20 protein-coding genes are annotated in these 17,863 nt (G+C 50.2%); 10 read left to right on the forward strand and 10 right to left on the reverse strand.

Annotated elements, in window-relative coordinates; translation table 11 throughout:
• Positions 1-100 precede the first annotated feature (100 nt).
• Together NST69_RS13060 and NST69_RS13065 are read right to left on the reverse strand one after the other, a co-directional pair.
• The gene (locus NST69_RS13060) at positions 101-1,747 is read right to left on the reverse strand and encodes a helix-turn-helix domain-containing protein (RefSeq protein ID WP_342549520.1); all 1,647 of its coding nucleotides are present in this window, start codon (positions 1,745-1,747) and stop codon (positions 101-103) included.
• 40 nt (positions 1,748-1,787) lie between these two features.
• Positions 1,788-2,597: an ABC transporter substrate-binding protein gene (locus NST69_RS13065; RefSeq protein WP_342549521.1), complete on the reverse strand. Its 810-nt coding sequence runs from the start codon at positions 2,595-2,597 to the stop codon at positions 1,788-1,790.
• Positions 2,598-2,948: 351 nt separating this feature from the next.
• Between NST69_RS13065 and NST69_RS13070 the strand changes: the two genes are divergently transcribed.
• The 3 genes from NST69_RS13070 to NST69_RS13080 all read left to right on the forward strand — a co-directional run bounded on the left by NST69_RS13070 (position 2,949) and on the right by NST69_RS13080 (position 5,342).
• A complete protein-coding gene (locus NST69_RS13070) occupies positions 2,949-4,733 on the forward strand; it encodes a helix-turn-helix domain-containing protein (protein WP_339314026.1) in 1,785 nt (594 codons plus the stop codon).
• Between the two features lie 51 nt (positions 4,734-4,784).
• Positions 4,785-4,985: a hypothetical protein gene (locus NST69_RS13075; protein WP_339314027.1), complete on the forward strand. Its 201-nt coding sequence runs from the start codon at positions 4,785-4,787 to the stop codon at positions 4,983-4,985.
• A 90-nt stretch (positions 4,986-5,075) separates the two neighbouring features.
• Positions 5,076-5,342, forward strand: a complete 267-nt coding sequence (locus tag NST69_RS13080) for a hypothetical protein (protein WP_342549522.1) — start codon at positions 5,076-5,078, stop codon at positions 5,340-5,342.
• Here the strand turns inward: NST69_RS13080 and NST69_RS13085 are convergent.
• On the reverse strand, positions 5,288-6,769 hold the full coding sequence (locus tag NST69_RS13085) for a 4-hydroxyphenylacetate 3-hydroxylase N-terminal domain-containing protein (protein WP_342549523.1): 1,482 nt from the start codon (positions 6,767-6,769) through the stop codon (positions 5,288-5,290). The genes NST69_RS13080 and NST69_RS13085 overlap by 55 nt on opposite strands.
• A 230-nt stretch (positions 6,770-6,999) precedes the next feature.
• Between NST69_RS13085 and NST69_RS13090 the strand changes: the two genes are divergently transcribed.
• Positions 7,000-7,914: a hypothetical protein gene (locus tag NST69_RS13090; RefSeq protein WP_342549524.1), complete on the forward strand. Its 915-nt coding sequence runs from the start codon at positions 7,000-7,002 to the stop codon at positions 7,912-7,914.
• Positions 7,915-8,094: 180 nt separating this feature from the next.
• On the opposite strand, the gene NST69_RS13095 is transcribed toward NST69_RS13090, so the two are convergent.
• The 3 genes from NST69_RS13095 to NST69_RS13105 all read right to left on the reverse strand — a co-directional run bounded on the left by NST69_RS13095 (position 8,095) and on the right by NST69_RS13105 (position 10,248).
• Positions 8,095-8,541: an OsmC family protein gene (locus tag NST69_RS13095; RefSeq protein WP_036728968.1), complete on the reverse strand. Its 447-nt coding sequence runs from the start codon at positions 8,539-8,541 to the stop codon at positions 8,095-8,097.
• Between the two features lie 221 nt (positions 8,542-8,762).
• On the reverse strand, positions 8,763-9,659 hold the full coding sequence (locus NST69_RS13100; RefSeq protein ID WP_342549526.1) for a sulfurtransferase: 897 nt from the start codon (positions 9,657-9,659) through the stop codon (positions 8,763-8,765).
• Positions 9,660-9,852: 193 nt separating this feature from the next.
• Positions 9,853-10,248, reverse strand: coding sequence for a hypothetical protein (locus tag NST69_RS13105; RefSeq protein WP_036728963.1), 396 nt, complete (start codon positions 10,246-10,248; stop codon positions 9,853-9,855).
• 205 nt (positions 10,249-10,453) lie between these two features.
• Between NST69_RS13105 and NST69_RS13110 the strand changes: the two genes are divergently transcribed.
• A complete protein-coding gene (locus tag NST69_RS13110) occupies positions 10,454-11,389 on the forward strand; it encodes a phosphotransferase (protein ID WP_342549528.1) in 936 nt (311 codons plus the stop codon).
• Between the two features lie 40 nt (positions 11,390-11,429).
• Here NST69_RS13110 and NST69_RS13115 read toward each other — a convergent pair whose 3' ends face one another.
• The 3 genes from NST69_RS13115 to NST69_RS13125 all read right to left on the reverse strand — a co-directional run bounded on the left by NST69_RS13115 (position 11,430) and on the right by NST69_RS13125 (position 13,425).
• Entirely contained in the window at positions 11,430-12,365 is a 936-nt protein-coding gene (locus NST69_RS13115; RefSeq protein ID WP_342549529.1) for an aminoglycoside phosphotransferase family protein, read from the reverse strand.
• Positions 12,366-12,440: 75 nt separating this feature from the next.
• Positions 12,441-12,911 (reverse strand): hypothetical protein, encoded by a 471-nt coding sequence (locus tag NST69_RS13120; protein WP_036728957.1) that lies wholly within the window; start codon positions 12,909-12,911, stop codon positions 12,441-12,443.
• 142 nt (positions 12,912-13,053) lie between these two features.
• Positions 13,054-13,425, reverse strand: coding sequence for a hypothetical protein (locus NST69_RS13125; RefSeq protein ID WP_036728954.1), 372 nt, complete (start codon positions 13,423-13,425; stop codon positions 13,054-13,056).
• A gap of 285 nt (positions 13,426-13,710) precedes the next feature.
• Here NST69_RS13125 and NST69_RS13130 point away from each other — a divergent pair, with 285 nt between their 5' ends.
• From NST69_RS13130 to NST69_RS13150, 5 genes are read left to right on the forward strand one after another with little or no spacing between them, the layout of a single operon-like run.
• Positions 13,711-14,685, forward strand: coding sequence for an ABC transporter ATP-binding protein (locus NST69_RS13130; RefSeq protein ID WP_342549531.1), 975 nt, complete (start codon positions 13,711-13,713; stop codon positions 14,683-14,685).
• The gene (locus tag NST69_RS13135; protein ID WP_209873505.1) at positions 14,678-15,424 is read left to right on the forward strand and encodes an ABC transporter permease; all 747 of its coding nucleotides are present in this window, start codon (positions 14,678-14,680) and stop codon (positions 15,422-15,424) included. Before NST69_RS13130 ends, NST69_RS13135 begins: the two co-directional genes overlap by 8 nt.
• Positions 15,424-15,807, forward strand: a complete 384-nt coding sequence (locus tag NST69_RS13140) for a GntR family transcriptional regulator (protein WP_076077758.1) — start codon at positions 15,424-15,426, stop codon at positions 15,805-15,807. Before NST69_RS13135 ends, NST69_RS13140 begins: the two co-directional genes overlap by 1 nt.
• Before the next feature lie 5 nt (positions 15,808-15,812).
• Positions 15,813-16,514, forward strand: coding sequence for an ABC transporter ATP-binding protein (locus NST69_RS13145; RefSeq protein WP_339256342.1), 702 nt, complete (start codon positions 15,813-15,815; stop codon positions 16,512-16,514).
• The gene (locus NST69_RS13150; RefSeq protein ID WP_036728937.1) at positions 16,508-17,242 is read left to right on the forward strand and encodes a hypothetical protein; all 735 of its coding nucleotides are present in this window, start codon (positions 16,508-16,510) and stop codon (positions 17,240-17,242) included. Before NST69_RS13145 ends, NST69_RS13150 begins: the two co-directional genes overlap by 7 nt.
• Positions 17,243-17,345: 103 nt before the next feature.
• Here the strand turns inward: NST69_RS13150 and NST69_RS13155 are convergent, their stop codons facing one another.
• On the reverse strand, positions 17,346-17,621 hold the full coding sequence (locus NST69_RS13155) for a PilZ domain-containing protein (RefSeq protein WP_340953279.1): 276 nt from the start codon (positions 17,619-17,621) through the stop codon (positions 17,346-17,348).
• Positions 17,622-17,863 lie beyond the last annotated feature (242 nt).

Genomic DNA, 17,863 nt, shown 5'->3' on the forward strand with positions numbered 1-17,863 from the left:
TTTCGATACCTTGTATCTCACATGAGAGTGAGAATCAATATCACTGTTAGGAGTATAAAACAATCCCTTGGATTCGACTATAGATGATCGCGCCAATATTTCATATCCGATTGCGCCACAGAGATGGCGCGAGGTCAAGAATCAGCTCCTGTGTGAACGGGGTATACTCTGTCCAGGGGAAGGGAGGGAGAAGCTCAACGCGCGAATATCCGGCGGGATCAGGCAGCTTCCACAACTCCTGATGCTGGATTTCTGACCAAATGGCCTGAGAGGCGGCATCCCCGTCTACGATCAACAATAGCTTGTCCGCATCCGCAGACTTCAGTTCCGCAAGTGTCAAGGTCTGACGGCTTAGCTTGCGGTTAACAAGGGGAGCGGGGATGAAATGCAGATCATCGTAGAACACCTCGGCCAAGCTTCGGTTAGACAATACGGTGAGGGTCTGACCGGATATTCGGGCGATAAGCAGCTTGCCCCTGGTAAGCTTATAATCCAACTCTGCACGGACTGTTTCCGCCTTACGTTCATAGGTGCCTAACCAAGCCGCTGCCTCCTTCGACTTGCCAAGAGATTGTCCGATGAAGCTTAATTCCGTCCGCCAATCCATTTGGAGCCGGGGAACAAGCGAAGTGGGGGCAAGCTCTTGAAGCTGCTGCTGCATGGCGGGACTTAGCGCTTGCTCCAGTCCCAGAATATAATCAGGGCGGAGGGAAGCAAGCTGCTGGATGCGGATAGCGTCATCTTGGTCAAGCGGCAGAACCGCATCTGTCTCATATTTACGGCGGTAATATTCAGTCCAGGGATGGTCAGCCGGTGCGGCGCAGGGAATAATATTCAGCGTAAGCAACGCCCCAATCAGGCTGCCGTGGTAGGCAACGATCTTCAGCTTGGCATTGCGCATGAAGGTGGCCGGAGCTACACCGGTAATTTGCTTGAACTTGCGCCGGAAGTAAGGAACATCCTTGTAACCGACATAAGCGGCGATATCCTTTAATTCATAATTCGAATGCGGAAGCATAAGACTTCTTGCTTGTCTGATCCGGTATTCGGTCAGGTATTCGATGGCGCTAAGACCATATTTGTGCTTGAACAGCCGGATGAAATGCCTTACGCTAATGCCTGCCTCGCCCGCCAGCAGGGTGATCGAAAGCTCTTCACGGTAATGCTGCTCTATATAGGCCTTGACCCGTTCCATAATCGTATCGGTATCGTCTGGCTCGGACTGCCTGGCATCGCTGAGCAGACTGTACAGCAGCTCATAGAATCTGCTCTGGGCAAGCAGCTGCTGTAAGGGGTCTGTACTGCCAAGGGAAGCGGTGATAGCCTCACAGTGTTTGCTGTATGTAACAGTTGAAGACATCGCTGTTTCTCCTTCCAGGGAGAAGGGGAGCTGGGGCTCCGTTGAGCTTATCCGGCCCGGTTGTACAGGCAGATTCCGCTGGCTAAATACATCAAACCGCAAAATGTATATATTCGGTTCGTCTGAACCGTCCAGGCAGGCTTCGATTAATTGCCCCGGCAGGCAGACAAAGGCAGCTCCCGCTCTGAGTTCGCCATACTTGCCGTCCACAGTGATCCAGCCCCGGCCCGAAACTGGAATCAGGAGCAGATGAGATTCAAGGAATTGCAGTCGGAGTGAACACCCTCCCGTGAGACTGCTGTTCTGCTCGCTGCTCCGAAGCCTGAACCACATCTGATCAAGCTGTCCGAAGGCTCCCGCAGGCGGGATTCCATCCTTACTGTTCATTCTTTGCACCCCGTTTGCTATTGTGCGCTTATTTCTTACATTACTGGAGCATCGTCTGCTTACTGGCCAGTCGTTCGGCAATATCCTCCGCTTGCAGGATAGAGGTATACGGGTCTGAGCTTAGGTATTGATGAATATCCAGCTCATACACCTGGCCGTTACGTACTGCATCCAGTTCGCTCCATATCCCGGGAAGGGTCTCGTCAGATGCGCCTACTGTTTTCATCACCAGCAGATAATCACCTACATACTGCCCGAATACCTCGGAGCTGATTTCAATGCTCTCCTTATTCTGATCAAAGAGCTCCGTCTTTACTTTCTCAGCAGGAGTCAGTCCAAGCAGCTCGTAGACGGCCTTGCCGCCCCGGTTTGCACTTTTGCCTACAATACCCACACTTTTTAACCAGTTAAAATCCGTTATCGTGAAGGTTGCGCCAGCCGGTACAGCGGCCTGTGCTTTGGCACGGGCGGCCTGGGTCCGCTCCCCGAAGGACTTGTTCCACTTCTCAGCTTCTTCCTGACGGTTAAGAATCTCTCCCATTGCGCTGACCTCTGCCTGCATGGAGTCATAATCATCGGCTATGAATACGACAGTAGGGGCGATTCTGGAATAAGCTTCATAAGCCTCCTGGTTCCAGGTAATGATCAGGTCCGGATTAAGCTCAATGATCTTCTCCAAGGATACCTCGTTATGGTTGCCGATATCTTCTACACCTTCAAGCGGCTTGCGCAGGAATTCCCCGTAGTCCAGCAAACTGCCCGGAACGCCTACCGGTGTCAACCCAACAGCCAGTACATCGCCAATGTTCCAGTCCACAACCACCCGGGAAGGGTGTGCAGGGACCTCCACATCTCCTTTTACAGTTGAGAGAATACGCTTATCCTGTGAATGGTCGGCTGTATTCCCTGGACGGCTGGAATTCTGCTTAGAGCATCCTGTGAGCAATATAGCCATTGCCAGCATACACAATAAGGCTATGTAGTACAAATTGAACCTTTTGATAATGTTCGACCCTCTTTCTTATTGAGAACTATTATCACTATAGAAGGTGGTCTCTATTTACACAATGACCAATCAGGAACATTCGGCATACCTGTTTCGGAACATGGGAGGCATTGCACTGAGAATCATTATCATATACTATGGGGACAGATGATAACGAATCTTGAAGTGTTCAAGTATTGAGACTGGAGTTTTCTTATGAATATAGAGGGGTATATTGAGCTTTGGGATAATCAGGCGGTCCGTCTGCTGGATATCCGTCAATCAGGCATGGAACCGGGAAGGGAATACAGAGAGCAGCGGCTGTCCTCCCATACCTTTATTTTGGTGCAGGGACGGGGACAGCTGTGGTTGGATGAGACGCCTCATGCATTGGATGGCTGGTATGTATTGCACGGAAGTAAAGGCGCCGTTGTGCGCATGAAGGCTGACACGGGGATTGAGCTGTACTCAATCATGTATATGCTGGCTGAGACTGAGGGGGAGGTGCAGGAACCTCTGGATGAGCAGCTTCCCGGCATAACCTTACAGTGTGAATATGGGTTGAAGCCGCATTATCCGCTCCCGCTACTGGAGCTTGCTTCCAGGCTGCATGAGAAGTGGGGAAATATAGCTTTTCTTGAACGGATTCAAGTCACGGCGATATTCTACCAGTGGCTCTACGAGCTGCTGCAGCAGATGCAGCAGCAGGAGATCAGCATCTTTGGTCCTGACCGTACCCGTCTGGCTGTTCGATATATGCAGGATCATTACGGTACACCCCTGACTGTAGCACATGTTGCTGCTGTGACCCATTGCAGTCCGAGATTATTAACCAGACTGTTTAAGAGCAAGCTGCAGACAAGCCCCGGGCAGGTACTGGCGCGTATTCGTCTGAATAGAGCCTATGAGCTGCTGCATACGGAAGCAACCTTGCAGGAAATCGGAGAGCGGGTAGGTTATGCCAACGCCTATGCCTTTAGCCGTTTTTTCAAGAAGCACGAGGGTGTATCTCCCGATTATTACAGGCGGCAGATCAGCGATTGTGAAAGAGAAGGCATACAGGACGGGATAACCCTGCAACCGCGCACTATACAGATGGCCCATGAGCCCCTTATAGAACAGACAAGAGGGAGTACTTCCCCTATGGCGGGTATCGGGCACAAAAGAAGAAATATACAAACGGTGATGGGTGAGATTATTATTCCGGACAAGCCTGAGCGGGTAGTTATAGATTGGAGCCTGGGAGAAGTACTGGCTCTGGGTCTGACACCTGTGGGAGCCCCGCATACCTTGTTGGACAGCAACCGGCTGCTTGGGCAGTATATAGGTTCTGAGGTACAAGATATCGGCAACCACAACCGGGTATCTATAGAGAAGGTGCTTGAACTTGAACCTGATCTGATCATTACCTGGGACAAGACAGCCTTTGCTTCCTTTGCGAGGATAGCTCCTACAGTAGTCTTTCAGAGTGATCATTTCCGTTCGGCCGGGGAAGGGATCGCCGCTATGGGGCATATTCTGAACCGCGCTCAGGAAGCGGCGAAGTGGAGTGCCGAATATGAGACACGGGCAGCTTATGTGCGGAATGCGATATTGCGGCAATGTCCGGAACGGCGGACATTCACTGTGATTGACCCGAATTGGAGTCAGGAGATTCGGGTTATAGGCAATGCAGCCACCCGGGGCGGGAGAGCTGCCTATGAAGTGCTGGGGCTGCAGCCGCCATGGAAAGTGTGGCAGGAGCTGTTCGAGCAAGGACATGAGTCGATTTGGATTGATCGGCAGGACATTGCCCAATACACGGAGGATTATCTGCTGGTTCTAAGAAGCAAACAGAGTGGGAGGGAGGGGCACATGCCGGATATGACTGAACTTCACCGAGCAGCCGGCTGCGGGATCATAGAGCTGCAATGGGAGAACTACTTCTTGTCCGACCCGCTCTCGGCTCTGTTGCAGGCAGAGGAAATGACCAAGCTGATTGCTCAAGCGGATCAAGGATAAATGAAGAGAGTTATACAAATATGTAAGCTTATTAGTTATAGAGGTGCTTTTATGGAGTGGTCAGAAAGAATACGATTATGGAATCATGTGCCTGTGAAAGTGTTGGATATCCGTCATGTGATCATGCAGCCGGGAGAGAAGCTTCAGAGTTATACTTTGCCTTCAAGTGCGTTTGTGTTCACGAATCAGGGAGACGCCAAAGTCATGCTGGACGGGTACGGGAGCGCATCAGACGGAACCGGATCTGGCTGAACAGATCGCCCGTTATATCCGGGAATATTATCGCCAGCCCCTCTCTATGACAGCTATGGCTGAGCTGTGCTTGGAGGCGAAGGAGGAACCTTGGGCAAGCTGATCTATCAGGATTTCGGTTTTGCAATGCCTGAACAATTCAAGCCCTATGCGAATGGGGGAACGGTACTGTCCATGGAGATGCTGGTGGACAAGCCGGCTGGATCTGAAGCTGCCCCGGAAATGGAGACATCAGACTTTGAAATGATGATTTTTTTGACAAAAGACACTCTCCTCAGAACAATGAGAAGAGTGTCTTTGAGTTACCGGCTTCCCCTCATAACGAATCGGGTTTCTTCTGGTGCAATGAACTCGTGAATGATGTGACGGAAGGATTCGTGATTATCATAGCTGTTGTACATGCGCCAGGCCAGTGTGTGGGAGCTGCCGAAAAATAACCGCTCAAACTGGATTTGTCGCCCGCCGAATGCACCCGCTCCGAGTTCCCAAGCAAGCCGGAATAAAGCGTTTCGGAACCACGCCTCCGAAGCCGTACCCTTCAAATACTGACTGAGGTATGCACCAGCGCTTGTATCGAAGTCGGACTCCGAGAGGATCATGATGAGACCGCTTGAACTGAGATGTTGAACCATTTCAATCAGGTCCGGATAAAACTCCGAAAAGTGAACGGACGAAGCCAAAAGTGGACCTTTGTCTGGAACGAGATATCCGAATTTGTCCGGGGAAGCGCCTATTTCAGAAGCGAGTCTTAAGGCTTTGAAGGTCTCCAAATAGGTTATCGTTCTGGAAATAGGCTGAATAGTATGGGGCTCAGGGATAACGTTTTGTTCTTCCGCCAAAGATTCCAGCAACCCGAGAAAGAACTCTGTTTTTGCAATATAGCGGGTGATGATTTGATGGGCCAGATGCGTATGGAAGTGACTCTCGCCGAACAATCGGGAACAGTACATTTCATCTCCGTAATAAAATACACGGTCATGAGGGATAAGAACGCGGTCAAATATGACTAGGGTATCCATTTCTTCATATCTTGAGCTTAACGGATGGTCGTAGGCAGATGAGGCTGCGTAGCTTTCACGGCAAAAAAAAGTCATCCCTTGCAGATCATTAGGCACGCCGAAGGCAAACGCGAACGGATTATCATCATCCACAAACGAAGGGGAAGGCGTTGGGAATACAAGCATTTCATCGCATGTAGCCCCTTGTGTTGCCATCATAAAAGCACCGGTTACAATCATCCCTTCAGCATTGATTTCAACGACTTTAGCAGCGATAGAATCCTCTGTAGCATCAATCTGGCCGGATATTTTGCTTGCTTGAGGCTGGATGAAGGCATGGGATAAGGTAATGTCATGATCCCGGCAGTAAGCATAGTACTTCCTGAGGTTCTCAGCATATTTCGGATTCAGCTCCTCAAGGATATCGGCAGCTGTAAACAGAGACATGAGGGCTGTATTCATATAATCCGGAGAACGTCCTAAAAACCCATGATGGCAGTTGGACCAGAGTTCAATCATTTTTCTGCGGCGCTGTAAATCCTCAGCATTCTTGGGTGGAAGAAAAGATAGACCGACAGGCTCTCCTGTATCGGGTGAAGGGTAGGTCATCTGTGCTAAATAACGCTCATCACACTGCATGTTGTACATTTCGGCTTGGGTTTGTATGAGACCTTGAAATGCGGGATGCTTGGATAAAGGGCCTTCGATCCGTGTTCCTTTGTAAAAAATATTGATATTTTGCCGGTCGATACGTTCGATGTATTGGCTACCTGTTTTAATAGGCACACGGTTCACCTCTTTAAAAGACAGCTTTCACTAAAAAGCCGTGATATTGCTTTTAATATACGTAACCATGATCCGCTTTGTACATTGTCCGTAGATCGTGTGAGAGAGCCCTAATCCATCTGCAATTTCAGTGAGCCCGAATATGTTGTAAAGCATTCTTTTACCGCCTGCTCCAAAAAAGTTATAATTTCGTTAATGCTCCATTCTAGATAGAAAAGGTGAATCACGCTATGAATCCATTTATGAGAAAAGTCAATGTTCCTTACGTCAAATTCCGCAAAGCCAACACCCTCCGAAATGACTCGACCCAGCATGATTGGCAGCACTGGGCGGGCTACCGGGCTCAGATTCAGCAAGTTCTGGAACAAACGCTGGAACATAACCGCTGCGGGCGCGGGCATATTTTACTGCTCGGGGCCGGGAACGGAAACGATGTGCCCATTTCGTATATCGAGTCTATATTTGAACGGATCACGATCGTCGATATTGATGAAAAAGCGCTGGACCGTTTTCTGGCCAAGTCGGCACACCCGGAAAAATACGAACGGGCAATCATTGATCTGACCGGAGTAGGAACGGAAGTGTCTTCACCGGATGACTTGAAAGCAAAGGTTGACGATTTGCTGCCCAACGTGGATTTTTCGCCGTTGAATCCTCCTTTTGACGTGGTCATGAATTTATGCTTCACGACGCAGCTCATTTCCGCCTTTTTTTACCGGAAGAAAAACAAGGTTGCCCATAAACCGGAATTCAGCGCTCAGCTGGATCGGCTGCTTGAACGGATTCATATCAACATCTTTCAATCTTTGCAGGGCCTCCTGGCACCGGGCGGGGTGATTGTCCATTTAACCGATACTCTGCTGCTGCAGCGCATATCAGCAACCGGTTATACCAGCCCGGCCACTGTGAAGACTCTGGAGCTGACGGGAGGAAATCTCCGTGAAAACTTGGACCTGATTTACGGGCATCTGCCGGAGATGGCGCAACAAGGCTTGTGCTTGCCGGGGGCATTTGTCCACGTTCATCCGCAAATTATGCGGTTGTATAAAGTTGAATTAAGGTTTTCGTTGCTGTGGGAGTTCGTCCATGATGAATACGAAGACAGGGATTACTTTGTGAGTGCGCATGTGCTGACCAAACTGTAGTAGAAGGTAGCCGGACCGGTCATAGGTAGAACTGACGAAGGGGAGTGGGGCTGCTAACCCGGAACGTTTGCAAGTTGTTGACAGGAAAGCCCAAAGAGGGCTGGGACAGGTCACTGCCTTTTAACCTGTCCCAGCCCCCAAACCTGTGTCCGACGAAGCTTCTCGGTTCTGATCGGTTGCTTAGCTTTCGATGATAATGCTTTCCAGCTTGAGATTAACCGGGTTTGCGAGCGTATCTCCAACGGGGCATTTGCTTTCCAGGAATCGTACAAATTCTTCAACCTGTTCTTTGGGTGAATCTGTTTTAATACGGAAGGTATACCGAATTTCTGAATAGCCCGGACGCACCTCCGACTTGTTGAAAAAGCCATCCAGATCAAGATCGCCTTCTACATCCACGAAGAAATCCTTGAGGTTCACGCCGAATTTAGGCGCATACACTCTGGCCACGATAGACTGGCATGCTCCCAGCGAGGCCAGCAAAGCTTCGACCGGATTCATACCGGTATCAGTTCCGCCCAAGCTTTTGGGCTCGTCAATAATAAATTCAAAGTTTCGGGATGCTACTTTCACTTGGACTCCGTCTTGCAAATGCGCAGATGCTTTAAAGGTTTGGAGAGCCGTCATTTTAAAAATCTCCTTCTATGGTTAGTTTATAATAAATTAAATCATACTTTTCCGCTGTGATTATTTTAAATTTAACTTGTCATATTGTCAATCCTCAAATTACCAACTTGTCGATCTCTGGAACAGCGTGCGCGAAAATGCCGAAAAAGGGCCGTGAGCAGCCTGCCTTCCGGCAACCTGTCACAGCCCCAAAACTCAAATCCGATGCGGTCAATCGGCTTTTACTCGTCTCCTGTGGCCACCGGGTTATCTTCATAGCTAATCCAGTCACTCCAGCTTCCCGCATACAGCCGCACATTCGTATATCCGGCCTTTTCTAGCGCCAGTACATTCGGGCAGGCTGTTACACCGGAGCCGCAGTAGACGATGATCTCACGGTCTTTGTCCAGTCCGGCAAAATGTTCTTCAAGCTGCTCCGCACTCTTGAAGCTACCGTCGAGATTTTGCGTGTCTTTCCAGAAGTAGTTGACCGCACCAGGGATATGCCCGCCGACCGGGTCCAGGGTCTCATTCTGGCCGTGATAGCGGTCATTGGCCCGGGAATCGATCAGCACGGGAAGAGCAGGCACGGCATCCGCAACGTTGACGTCACTCTCAGACTCAGCGCCAGCATTATTAACTGTCTTCTCCGATACCTCGCGCACCTCCTCAACTCCCGCCAGCATCTGCGGCTGAACATTAGCTGTAAAGGTACTAGGCACCCGCACCGGCTGATGATCCGTCACCGGATATTTACCCTCTTTCCACTGGCTGAAGCCGCCCTCCAGAATGAATACCTGCTCATGCCCCAGGTAACGCAGCAGCCACCACAGACGGGCGGCGTTCATGCCGTTCTCATCGTCGTAGGCGACAATGCGAGTATCATTACCGATTCCGAGTTTGCTGAGCCGTGCAGCCAGCACTTCAGGGTCAGGCAGGGGATGGCGACCGCCATGCTCGCTCACCGGAGAGGACAGATCCAGTTTCAGATCCAGATAGATCGCGCCCGGAATATGCTCTTGTTGATAGCTGTCTCTGCCGGCCTTAGGCTGGCCTAATGTGAACCGGCAGTCTACGATGGTCTGTTCCGGCTCGTAGAGTCTGGCGAGCAGCCAGCGTTTGCTAACGGTTGCGTCCATATGTATCCCATCCTTTGCTTGTATTGTATGGATTACATTATAGCGGATAATCAGGCATTCCGCATATTATTGAAGTGGTGCAAGCATAGGCTTATCAGGTCAGGAGTGATCGTGATAGTGAGCGGGCTGCTATTCTGTACAGTTTTACCAGAAACAAAAAAAGCTCAGGACTCGCCTGAGCAATGAAATGAAGTTAACTAAGGACGGGACCGATGATGTTCCAGTCTCCGAATGGATATACCTGATCAAACACTATGAATCCGGCTGCATCCCGGGCTACTGCGTATAGCGAGATGTCGTTCACGAATCCGGGAGCACCAGGTGAAGAAACGGTGATACTGTAATTGGCCACTGTCGTTGGTATGATGAGCGTAACCACACCATTTGGAGCGGCAATCCCGAACGTTGTTGTGAAATTCAGAGTTTCAGCTATCCCCTCCGGGCCGGAATCTGCGACACTGTAAGCATTGACTACAATAGGTTCCAGCCTTGCAACGGTTGTGTTGGTGATTCGAAGCTCGACGAATTGCGATATTACTGTTCCGGTAGGCTCAAGGTTGGGCACTGCACCGATAGTATAAATTGGCATTTGGAAGTCCTCCTTTTCTCTTGATACAGTAATATATGTAAATCTGATAGTTTGTTTTGTATAATTGTCTTTTGCAGCTAAAAAAGGCGACTGGATCAGAGGCTAGCGAACCGCCCCAATCCTAGTAGATTTGACATAGCCGTACCCGGATTCTACAATTGCTTCTGAACCTAATAGAAAGGGGCATAAGCCTACGGAAGCTATATTGAGTCAGGTCTGGCCTGAATGGAAGGGCACGCTGCGCAAGCGGAGCGGAGGATGGAATAATACAACGTATTTCGTGGAGAGCGGGGAACGCCGCGCTGTGCTGCGTATCTATGACACCCATAAGGACAGGAACAAAATAGAATTTGAACATACGGTGCTGCTGAAGCTGGCCGCTGAGGGTCTGCCGTTCAGTACACCTCTTCCGATCCGTACTGCCAGTGGAGAGACCTTGGTTCAACTTGAAGAGAGCGGGAAATTCGCTTGCTTGTTTGCTTATATTAAAGGGGAATCCCCGTCCGGGCAAGCTGCCGATTACTATGAGTCTTTTGGAGAAGCGGCAGGCATCTTGTCCGCTGCACTGGCTGAGATAGATACGGGCATCCCGTCCGTATACCGTCCATACTACGAGCTGCGGACCTCCTATCCGCTATGCACCCGTGAAGCGCTGCATGGTCTGGTGACGGACCCGCCCGAGTCTCTGAAGGAGCTGCTGCCGGAGCTGACCCTATTAGTGGATGCCTACGACAATGTGGCTGACTCGCTGGAACAGCTTCAGAGCCTGCCGCATCAGCTGGTGCACGGCGATCTGAATGCTTCCAACCTGCTGGTGGATGAAGCGGATACGGCCCGGGTGACGGCGCTGCTGGATTTTGAATTCTGCACCCGGGATGTACGGGTTATGGATGCTGCTGTAATCCTGTCGGCCTTGCTCAGTCATGAGGACTCGGAACGGATCATCCATGATTTCTGGCGGGGTTATAACCGCAGGGTTACGCTGACTCCCGAGGAACTGGCGGCGATTCCGGTGCTCATGCTCCTGCGCAAGATAGACGTATTCCTGCATTTCGCCACCCGTTACTGGGAAGGGACCGATGAGGTGAATGTCCTGCAACAGCAGGTCCGTGAGCTGGCGGCAGAGGTAGCTGCGATGTAGGCCGGAAGCTGCATGGAACTTGCACTGCCTTCAAGCTTCCCTACAGGAAAAGCTGCTGATTATGTATTCTTTTCATGAGCTCTCTGCTGGATCGGACGACTTCAGGCTGATGATTGTGAGTACCCCAGCAGATATCGCCGAGGGCCATTTTGATGCAGCATATTTGTATTTCAGCAGACTGGTCCTTAAGCACTTCAAGTCCATACCCTGCAAAATAAGCATCTCTGGCTGATGGATGATCTATGAAATATCTGGCGAACAGAATGGAGAAGTTGTCCACAGCCAGCCCCCACAGCATATTCTCGAAGTCAATCATTCCTGTCAAAATACCCTGGTCATCCACCAGCCAGTTGCCTGGTGTGGAGTCCCAGCTAATAGGAACAGGTCTGCTGTGCCGGAATACATGAGCGTTCTGAAGTGCCCAATCGGTTAAAGAGATTTCAGAAGATTGCAGCAGATCTTCCTCCATACATCGCGCTGTAACTTCCCTAATGGAACTAGAAACATAATTTACCGGGTCCTCATTATGGGATAACTCGATTGGATTTCCATTTATATCAGGGCGGCCGAACCAATCGCCAATCTGTGAATCATGCAGTACTTTTGTTAATTCACCTGCCTTACGGTAAGCGGCTTCCACAGCCAGGGGACTTAGTTCAGTATCCCTCATGATTAATCCATCCATGGATGTGATTAATATGGCTTGCCAACCTTCGCCTTCGTAAGAAGCGATGAACTCTGGTACATACGGCTTCAAGTGACCTACCCAATGCAGATAGGCATAAACCTCAGGATGCCATCTCTGTTTGCGGCTGTAGGTTTTTAAGTAATAACATTTAGAGTCCTGATCGGATTGCAGCTTCCAGACCCCGGTTCTCACACTATTCAGTCTGTAGTTTCTCAAGACCTGAAAGCTGCCAATGTCGGACTGAACCTGCTCATACAACGCTGTTGGATGGATATCCAGTGGCTTCATATTCTGTTGGTCCTCCTCGCGGAATGCTAGTTTTCACAGTATATACTGCCGGCCCGGTGATCTGGTCTGAAGATACTATTGAATTTGATTAGCTAAGTCTATAAAGGCGGAGACCTCTAATTTATTAGTGTGGATCGGATCTAGATTTCCGTTGATATAATATACAAATCGCGCCAAAAATCCGTTCTCCCCCTCCCACCAGATGGATTGAGTAGTTTCGTCTTCGTCATAGTATGCTTCTTTTCCATTATCAAGTTCTAAGCGTTGCTTGCCTTGGGTGGAAATTTTCTCTGGTGCACTCATAACCTTGCTCAGGATGTATCTTATTTCTTGCAGGGTCTGCTTGTTTTTATAATGAAAAACATACTGTTGTAGCACATACGGGTTATCAACTGCGATTTCAGTACGAACTTCATTGATCTCAAACGGAAAAAGATGTGGTTCATTGAAGCTGTAATTCATGTTTATGATTCGCTCTCCGGTTGGGTTGCTACATCCACTCATCAGAAAAATAGATACCAGAATGGAAAAGCAAATACTCCGCATGATCTCACCCCCTATAACTTTAACGAAAAAGGAATCATTTAGTTGTGCTAAAAAGTACGTTGATCATGATAATCCAATACTAAACAGGGCACTCTCCGGCTGGGCGATACCAGAGGGTGCCCTGTTTCACGTGCCTATTCTGTTAGATTAAGCGGTAGCCTGGAGGAAGTTCCCCGCTGCTGCGGATACGGCGGATCTGGTCCAGCGTCAGTCTCTGGTTGGTAGAGATGATCGATTCTACGTCATTGCCGGAGATGAAGTCATCCAGATCACGGATACTGTGGTTGCCGCGAAGCACGCGGAAGCTGCCTCTGAACCGGGTTCTGCTGAACAGGACGAGCGTAGCATTGCTACTGGTGGAGAAGAAGCGGAGGCTTTCGATGCCATCCAGAATATTGTCCGTATCGCGGATACCGAGATTGCCTCTGTAGATTCTGCTTCTTCCCCGGAAGTTTTCTTCGCTGTACACCGTTAGTCTTGGATAAGTCTGAGAGATATGAACCTCTTTATTCATGTGTATTCCTCCTTGGAGCGGTTTTTGGCAAAAGCAGCACGTACTGCCAGCTGCAATACTATTCTATGTATGCTGATAGAGATTGGTATGGTTAGAACCCCTGCACGAATAGCCTGTTTAATAGTGCTTCAGGAAATTTTTCACAAACCTGCTTTACAAATCGAAACACCTAGTGTACTATTTAACTAACACACCAATACAACATTGAAAATACACATGTTCCAGCTTAGCAACAACCCGTGGAATTAATACTCCACCTATACCGATCCGCACAAGGAGGCTGTCATGAATTCAACCGCTCATAATGTTCAGGAGCCGTCAGGCCCTGCGCAAGAACAAACCGTACTGGAAATGCAGGGCGTCAGCAAATTGATAAAAGGGAAGGCCATTGTAGATAATCTAAGCTTCAAGATCCATAAGGGAGAGATTGTCGGGCTGCTGGGACCGAATGGCGCCGGCAAAACGACCACCATCCGGATGATGACCGGACTGATCCGCATGAGCGGAGGGGATGTTCTGATTCATGGACACAGCATCCGGAAGGAATTCAAGCAGGCGATCTCACAGATCGGGGCGATCATTGAGAATCCTGAGTTCTATCCGCATATGACCGGGTACGACAACCTGCTGCAATATTTACGCATGAGTGATGGAGCCGGGGTATCACGGATCAAGGAGGTCGTGGAGCTGGTGGGGCTGCAGGAGGCGATGAACAAGAAGGTTCGGGCCTACTCCCTCGGTATGCGCCAGCGTCTGGGGATTGCTCAGGCCTTGCTCCACTCGCCGAAGCTGCTCATTCTGGATGAGCCGACTAACGGGCTGGACCCCGCCGGCATCCGGGAGATGCGCGACTATATGCGGAGAATAGCAGAGGTAGAGGGCATTGCCATTCTAATCTCGAGTCATATGCTGGCCGAGATTGAACAGATCTGCCACCGCGCGGTGGTCATTCAGAACGGCAAGCTTGTAACGGTGACACAGCTTACGGAAGCACCAGAGGCGCAGAGTGAGGTAGCGCTTGCCATCCGGGTAGACAAGATTGAAGCTGCACGGACTGTGGCCGGAGCCTTGCAGGGCGTCAAGGTAACTGGAGCGGATGAAGCCCATTCCGAGCTGCATGTACAGCTGCCGGATGGATCCGTACCGGAGCTGGTGGCGGCGCTTAGCGAAGCCAAGGTCGGGATATACCGGATCACTGAGAATAGACAAAGTCTGGAAGAGGATTTCCTGAAATGGACAGGGGGCAACCGCATTGCGTAAATTTAATCTGCTTGTGCTGAATGAATGGCTCAAAATATCGAAGAAACGCAGCAATATCATTCCTTATGTCATCCTGCTGGTGCTGTCGCTGGCAGTGGGCTATATGACTCGTACATTTGCCGCAGATATGTATGCTTCAGCGGCAGATTTTACAGCGGATTCCCTTCAGCCCAGAGGCATTGGTCAGCTTCTGGCCATTCTGGTGATCGTCGGGACGGCGGGGATTGTATCCAGGGAATACAGCCAGGGGACGATCAAATTTCTGCTGATCCGTGCCCGCAGCCGCACGGCGATTCTGGCCTCCAAATATGTAACTGTACTACTCTATACACTTAGCATGCAGGTAGTTGCGACGGTGGGGCTTTTCCTCTCAGGAGCGGTCTTCTTCGGACTCAGCGGAGGGGAAGCGGGAATCGGTGAGATCCTAACTTCGCTGCTGTATTCAACTGTGTACTGCACCGTCTACGCTACGATCGGCTTCATGCTGGGGATTCTGACGAAATCGACTGGCGTAACCATTGGAGCAACCATCTTCGCGACCACCATCGACAAGCTGGTCATTTCCCGTGAGTTCTACAAATATGTACTGTTCCCTAATCTTAATCTCGCAGCCTACAAGGATGGCGGTGCACCGATGCAGGGAATGACACTAACCTTCTCCATTATCCTGCTGTGCATCTACATGACGCTGTTCCTGCTTGCAGGCTTCGCCGTCTTCAGACGCAGGGATGTTGCTTGATGGGGATCGAATTCGATAATAACCAGCCGATTTATCTCCAGATCATGAATTACATCAAGGGAGAGATTATCACCGGTAAGCTGAAGCCTGGAGATAAGATCCCCTCTGTCCGAGAATTGGCCGCTGAACTGCAAATTAACCCGAATACCGTGCAAAGAACATTTCAGGAACTGGAGCGTGAGACCATCGTGGAGACCCGCCGCGGCATGGGCAGATATGTGACCGGAAGCGAAGAGACGATTCTGACTGTCAAGAAGGAGATGGCACAGGATGTGCTGGACCGTTTTATCCGCGGAATGCAGGAGCTAGGCTTCCAGGGCGAAGATATACTAACTGCAGTAGCAGAGAACATTCACCAGCGGGACCAAGAACAGGGGGAGTAAGAAGAGTGGACGATATACTTGACATTCAGAATGTAAGCAAACAGTTTGGCCCCAGACAGGCGCTGAACCAGGTCTCCTTCAAGCTGGGCAGCGGCACCATCACCGGCCTTCTGGGAAGTAACGGCAGCGGCAAAAGCACGCTCATGAAGCTGATCGCCGGACTCGCCTGGCCCGCCTCGGGCCGGATCTCAGTCCTCGGGATGCCCGTGGGCGTAGAGAGCAAGAAGCTCGTCTCCTTCATGCCGGATGTGCCGGTCACGGAGTCATGGATGAATATCGGGGATGCGCTGAGATTCCAGCAGGATTTCTACCCGGATTTCGATCAGGCCAAGGCACTGCGGATGCTGGATTTCATGAAGCTGCGTGCAGCGGATAAGGTGCGGACGTTATCCAAAGGGATGAACGAACGCCTGCAGCTGACATTAGCGCTCTCCCGCCGGGCCAGATTATACCTGCTCGATGAGCCGATTGGAGGCGTTGATCCGGTGGCACGGACCAAGATTCTGAATGCGCTGATGGAGTTCTATGAGGAGGACAGCAGTATTCTGCTCTCTACTCATCTGGTGACGGATATCGAACGGATCTTTGATGAGGTGATTTTCCTGAAGGAGGGGGAGATTGTGCTGCATCGTCCGGTGGAGGAGCTTAGACAAGAGCATGGGAAGAGTGTAGATGAGCTGTTCAGAGAGGTGTTTGCCGAATGCTGAAGCTATTAAAATATGATCTTAAACGCCGACAAGAACGCATTCTCGTCTTCATCGTCATTGCGTTGCTCGCTCAGGCCGGACTGTGGATCTCCAGTGCAAAGATAGACACGGGCTTGGCTTCCCTGAATCTGGTTATTTACTGCATCCTGGCCATCGCGATGATATTTATAGCGGTCACCGGATATTTCCGTAATCTTAAATCCTATCAGCGGCGGCTTCTGCCGGTTACAGCACTGCAGACGGTCCTGACTCCCATGCTGCTGGCGCTGCTGTTGATTGGGGTGGTCATCCTCCTCGGCCTGGCCCATCTGGGAATCCTCAAGCTGCTGAACACGGTGGATTTACTGCCCGGCAATCTATGGACGGTTGGCTTCCGGGCATTGCTTCAATCGATCTGGTCTACCTTATTTCTAATGGTGATGGTGATGTTCTCCTTTACAGTAGCCTATAGTCTGCGTATGAAGTGGAGAGTATGGCTTGGCATCGGCCTTCTGGTCCTGCTGCAGAACGGAATAGGTTATCTGGAGAAGCTGCTCTTTGACACCTACTTCATTGGTCTGGATATTGCCTTTAACTTCGAGATTTACACTGGAGAGCCCCAATCCGGCAGTGAATTTATTATACCATACCTTCCGGTTGATCTAAGGGCGCTGCTGTTTGAAGTGGCGGTGGTCTGCCTGATGATCTATGGAATGGTGGCGCTGGTGAAGAGAAGAATCGAAGTATAAAGCGAAGTGTAGCAGAGGGATAGCGCATCGTTCATAGTTCACGCAAGCAAGGCTCCTAATCAGCCTTGCTTGCGTTTGTGTGCATTATTGGGGATAGGATGGACTATAAGCCTTGCGCGCTTCTTCCGCTGGTCCAGAGCTCCAGCTCCCGCAGCAGCTGTTCTTCCTCTTCTTCCTGCAGGTCCAGTCTTACCCCGTACTGGTATTGCCCCAGACCGAACATCCAGCCCCAACGGACACTGCCTTCGTACTGCAGCTTCTCTTCCGCCAGCTGAAAATGAATAATCAGCTTCGTATCCCCTGCGGTGAAGCGGAGGTTCAGCGACGTGCGGACCTTGCAGCCGGAGCGGCTAAGGTCAAGCAGAATACCTTCAGTCAATTTTCCCGCTCCCGGTCCCGAATTACTGGCGGGAATCTCAAGCCAGCAATCGATGGGCTGGTTCATTACATATCGGAATGGTTCTTTTCTGCTGGAGTCATCCATCATTTACCTCCGCTATTTTATTTGCTATTATATCGAAACGGCTACACTTGGACAATCTCCTAAAGTAGTATATTTAAAGAATTATATAGTATCTGTTATACCATACCTTTGCTCCAATACCCAGATAAAGAGGTGCT

The organism is Paenibacillus sp. FSL P2-0089 (assembly GCF_038595095.1).
GTDB classification, from domain to species: Bacteria; Bacillota; Bacilli; order Paenibacillales; family Paenibacillaceae; genus Paenibacillus_AQ; species Paenibacillus_AQ silagei.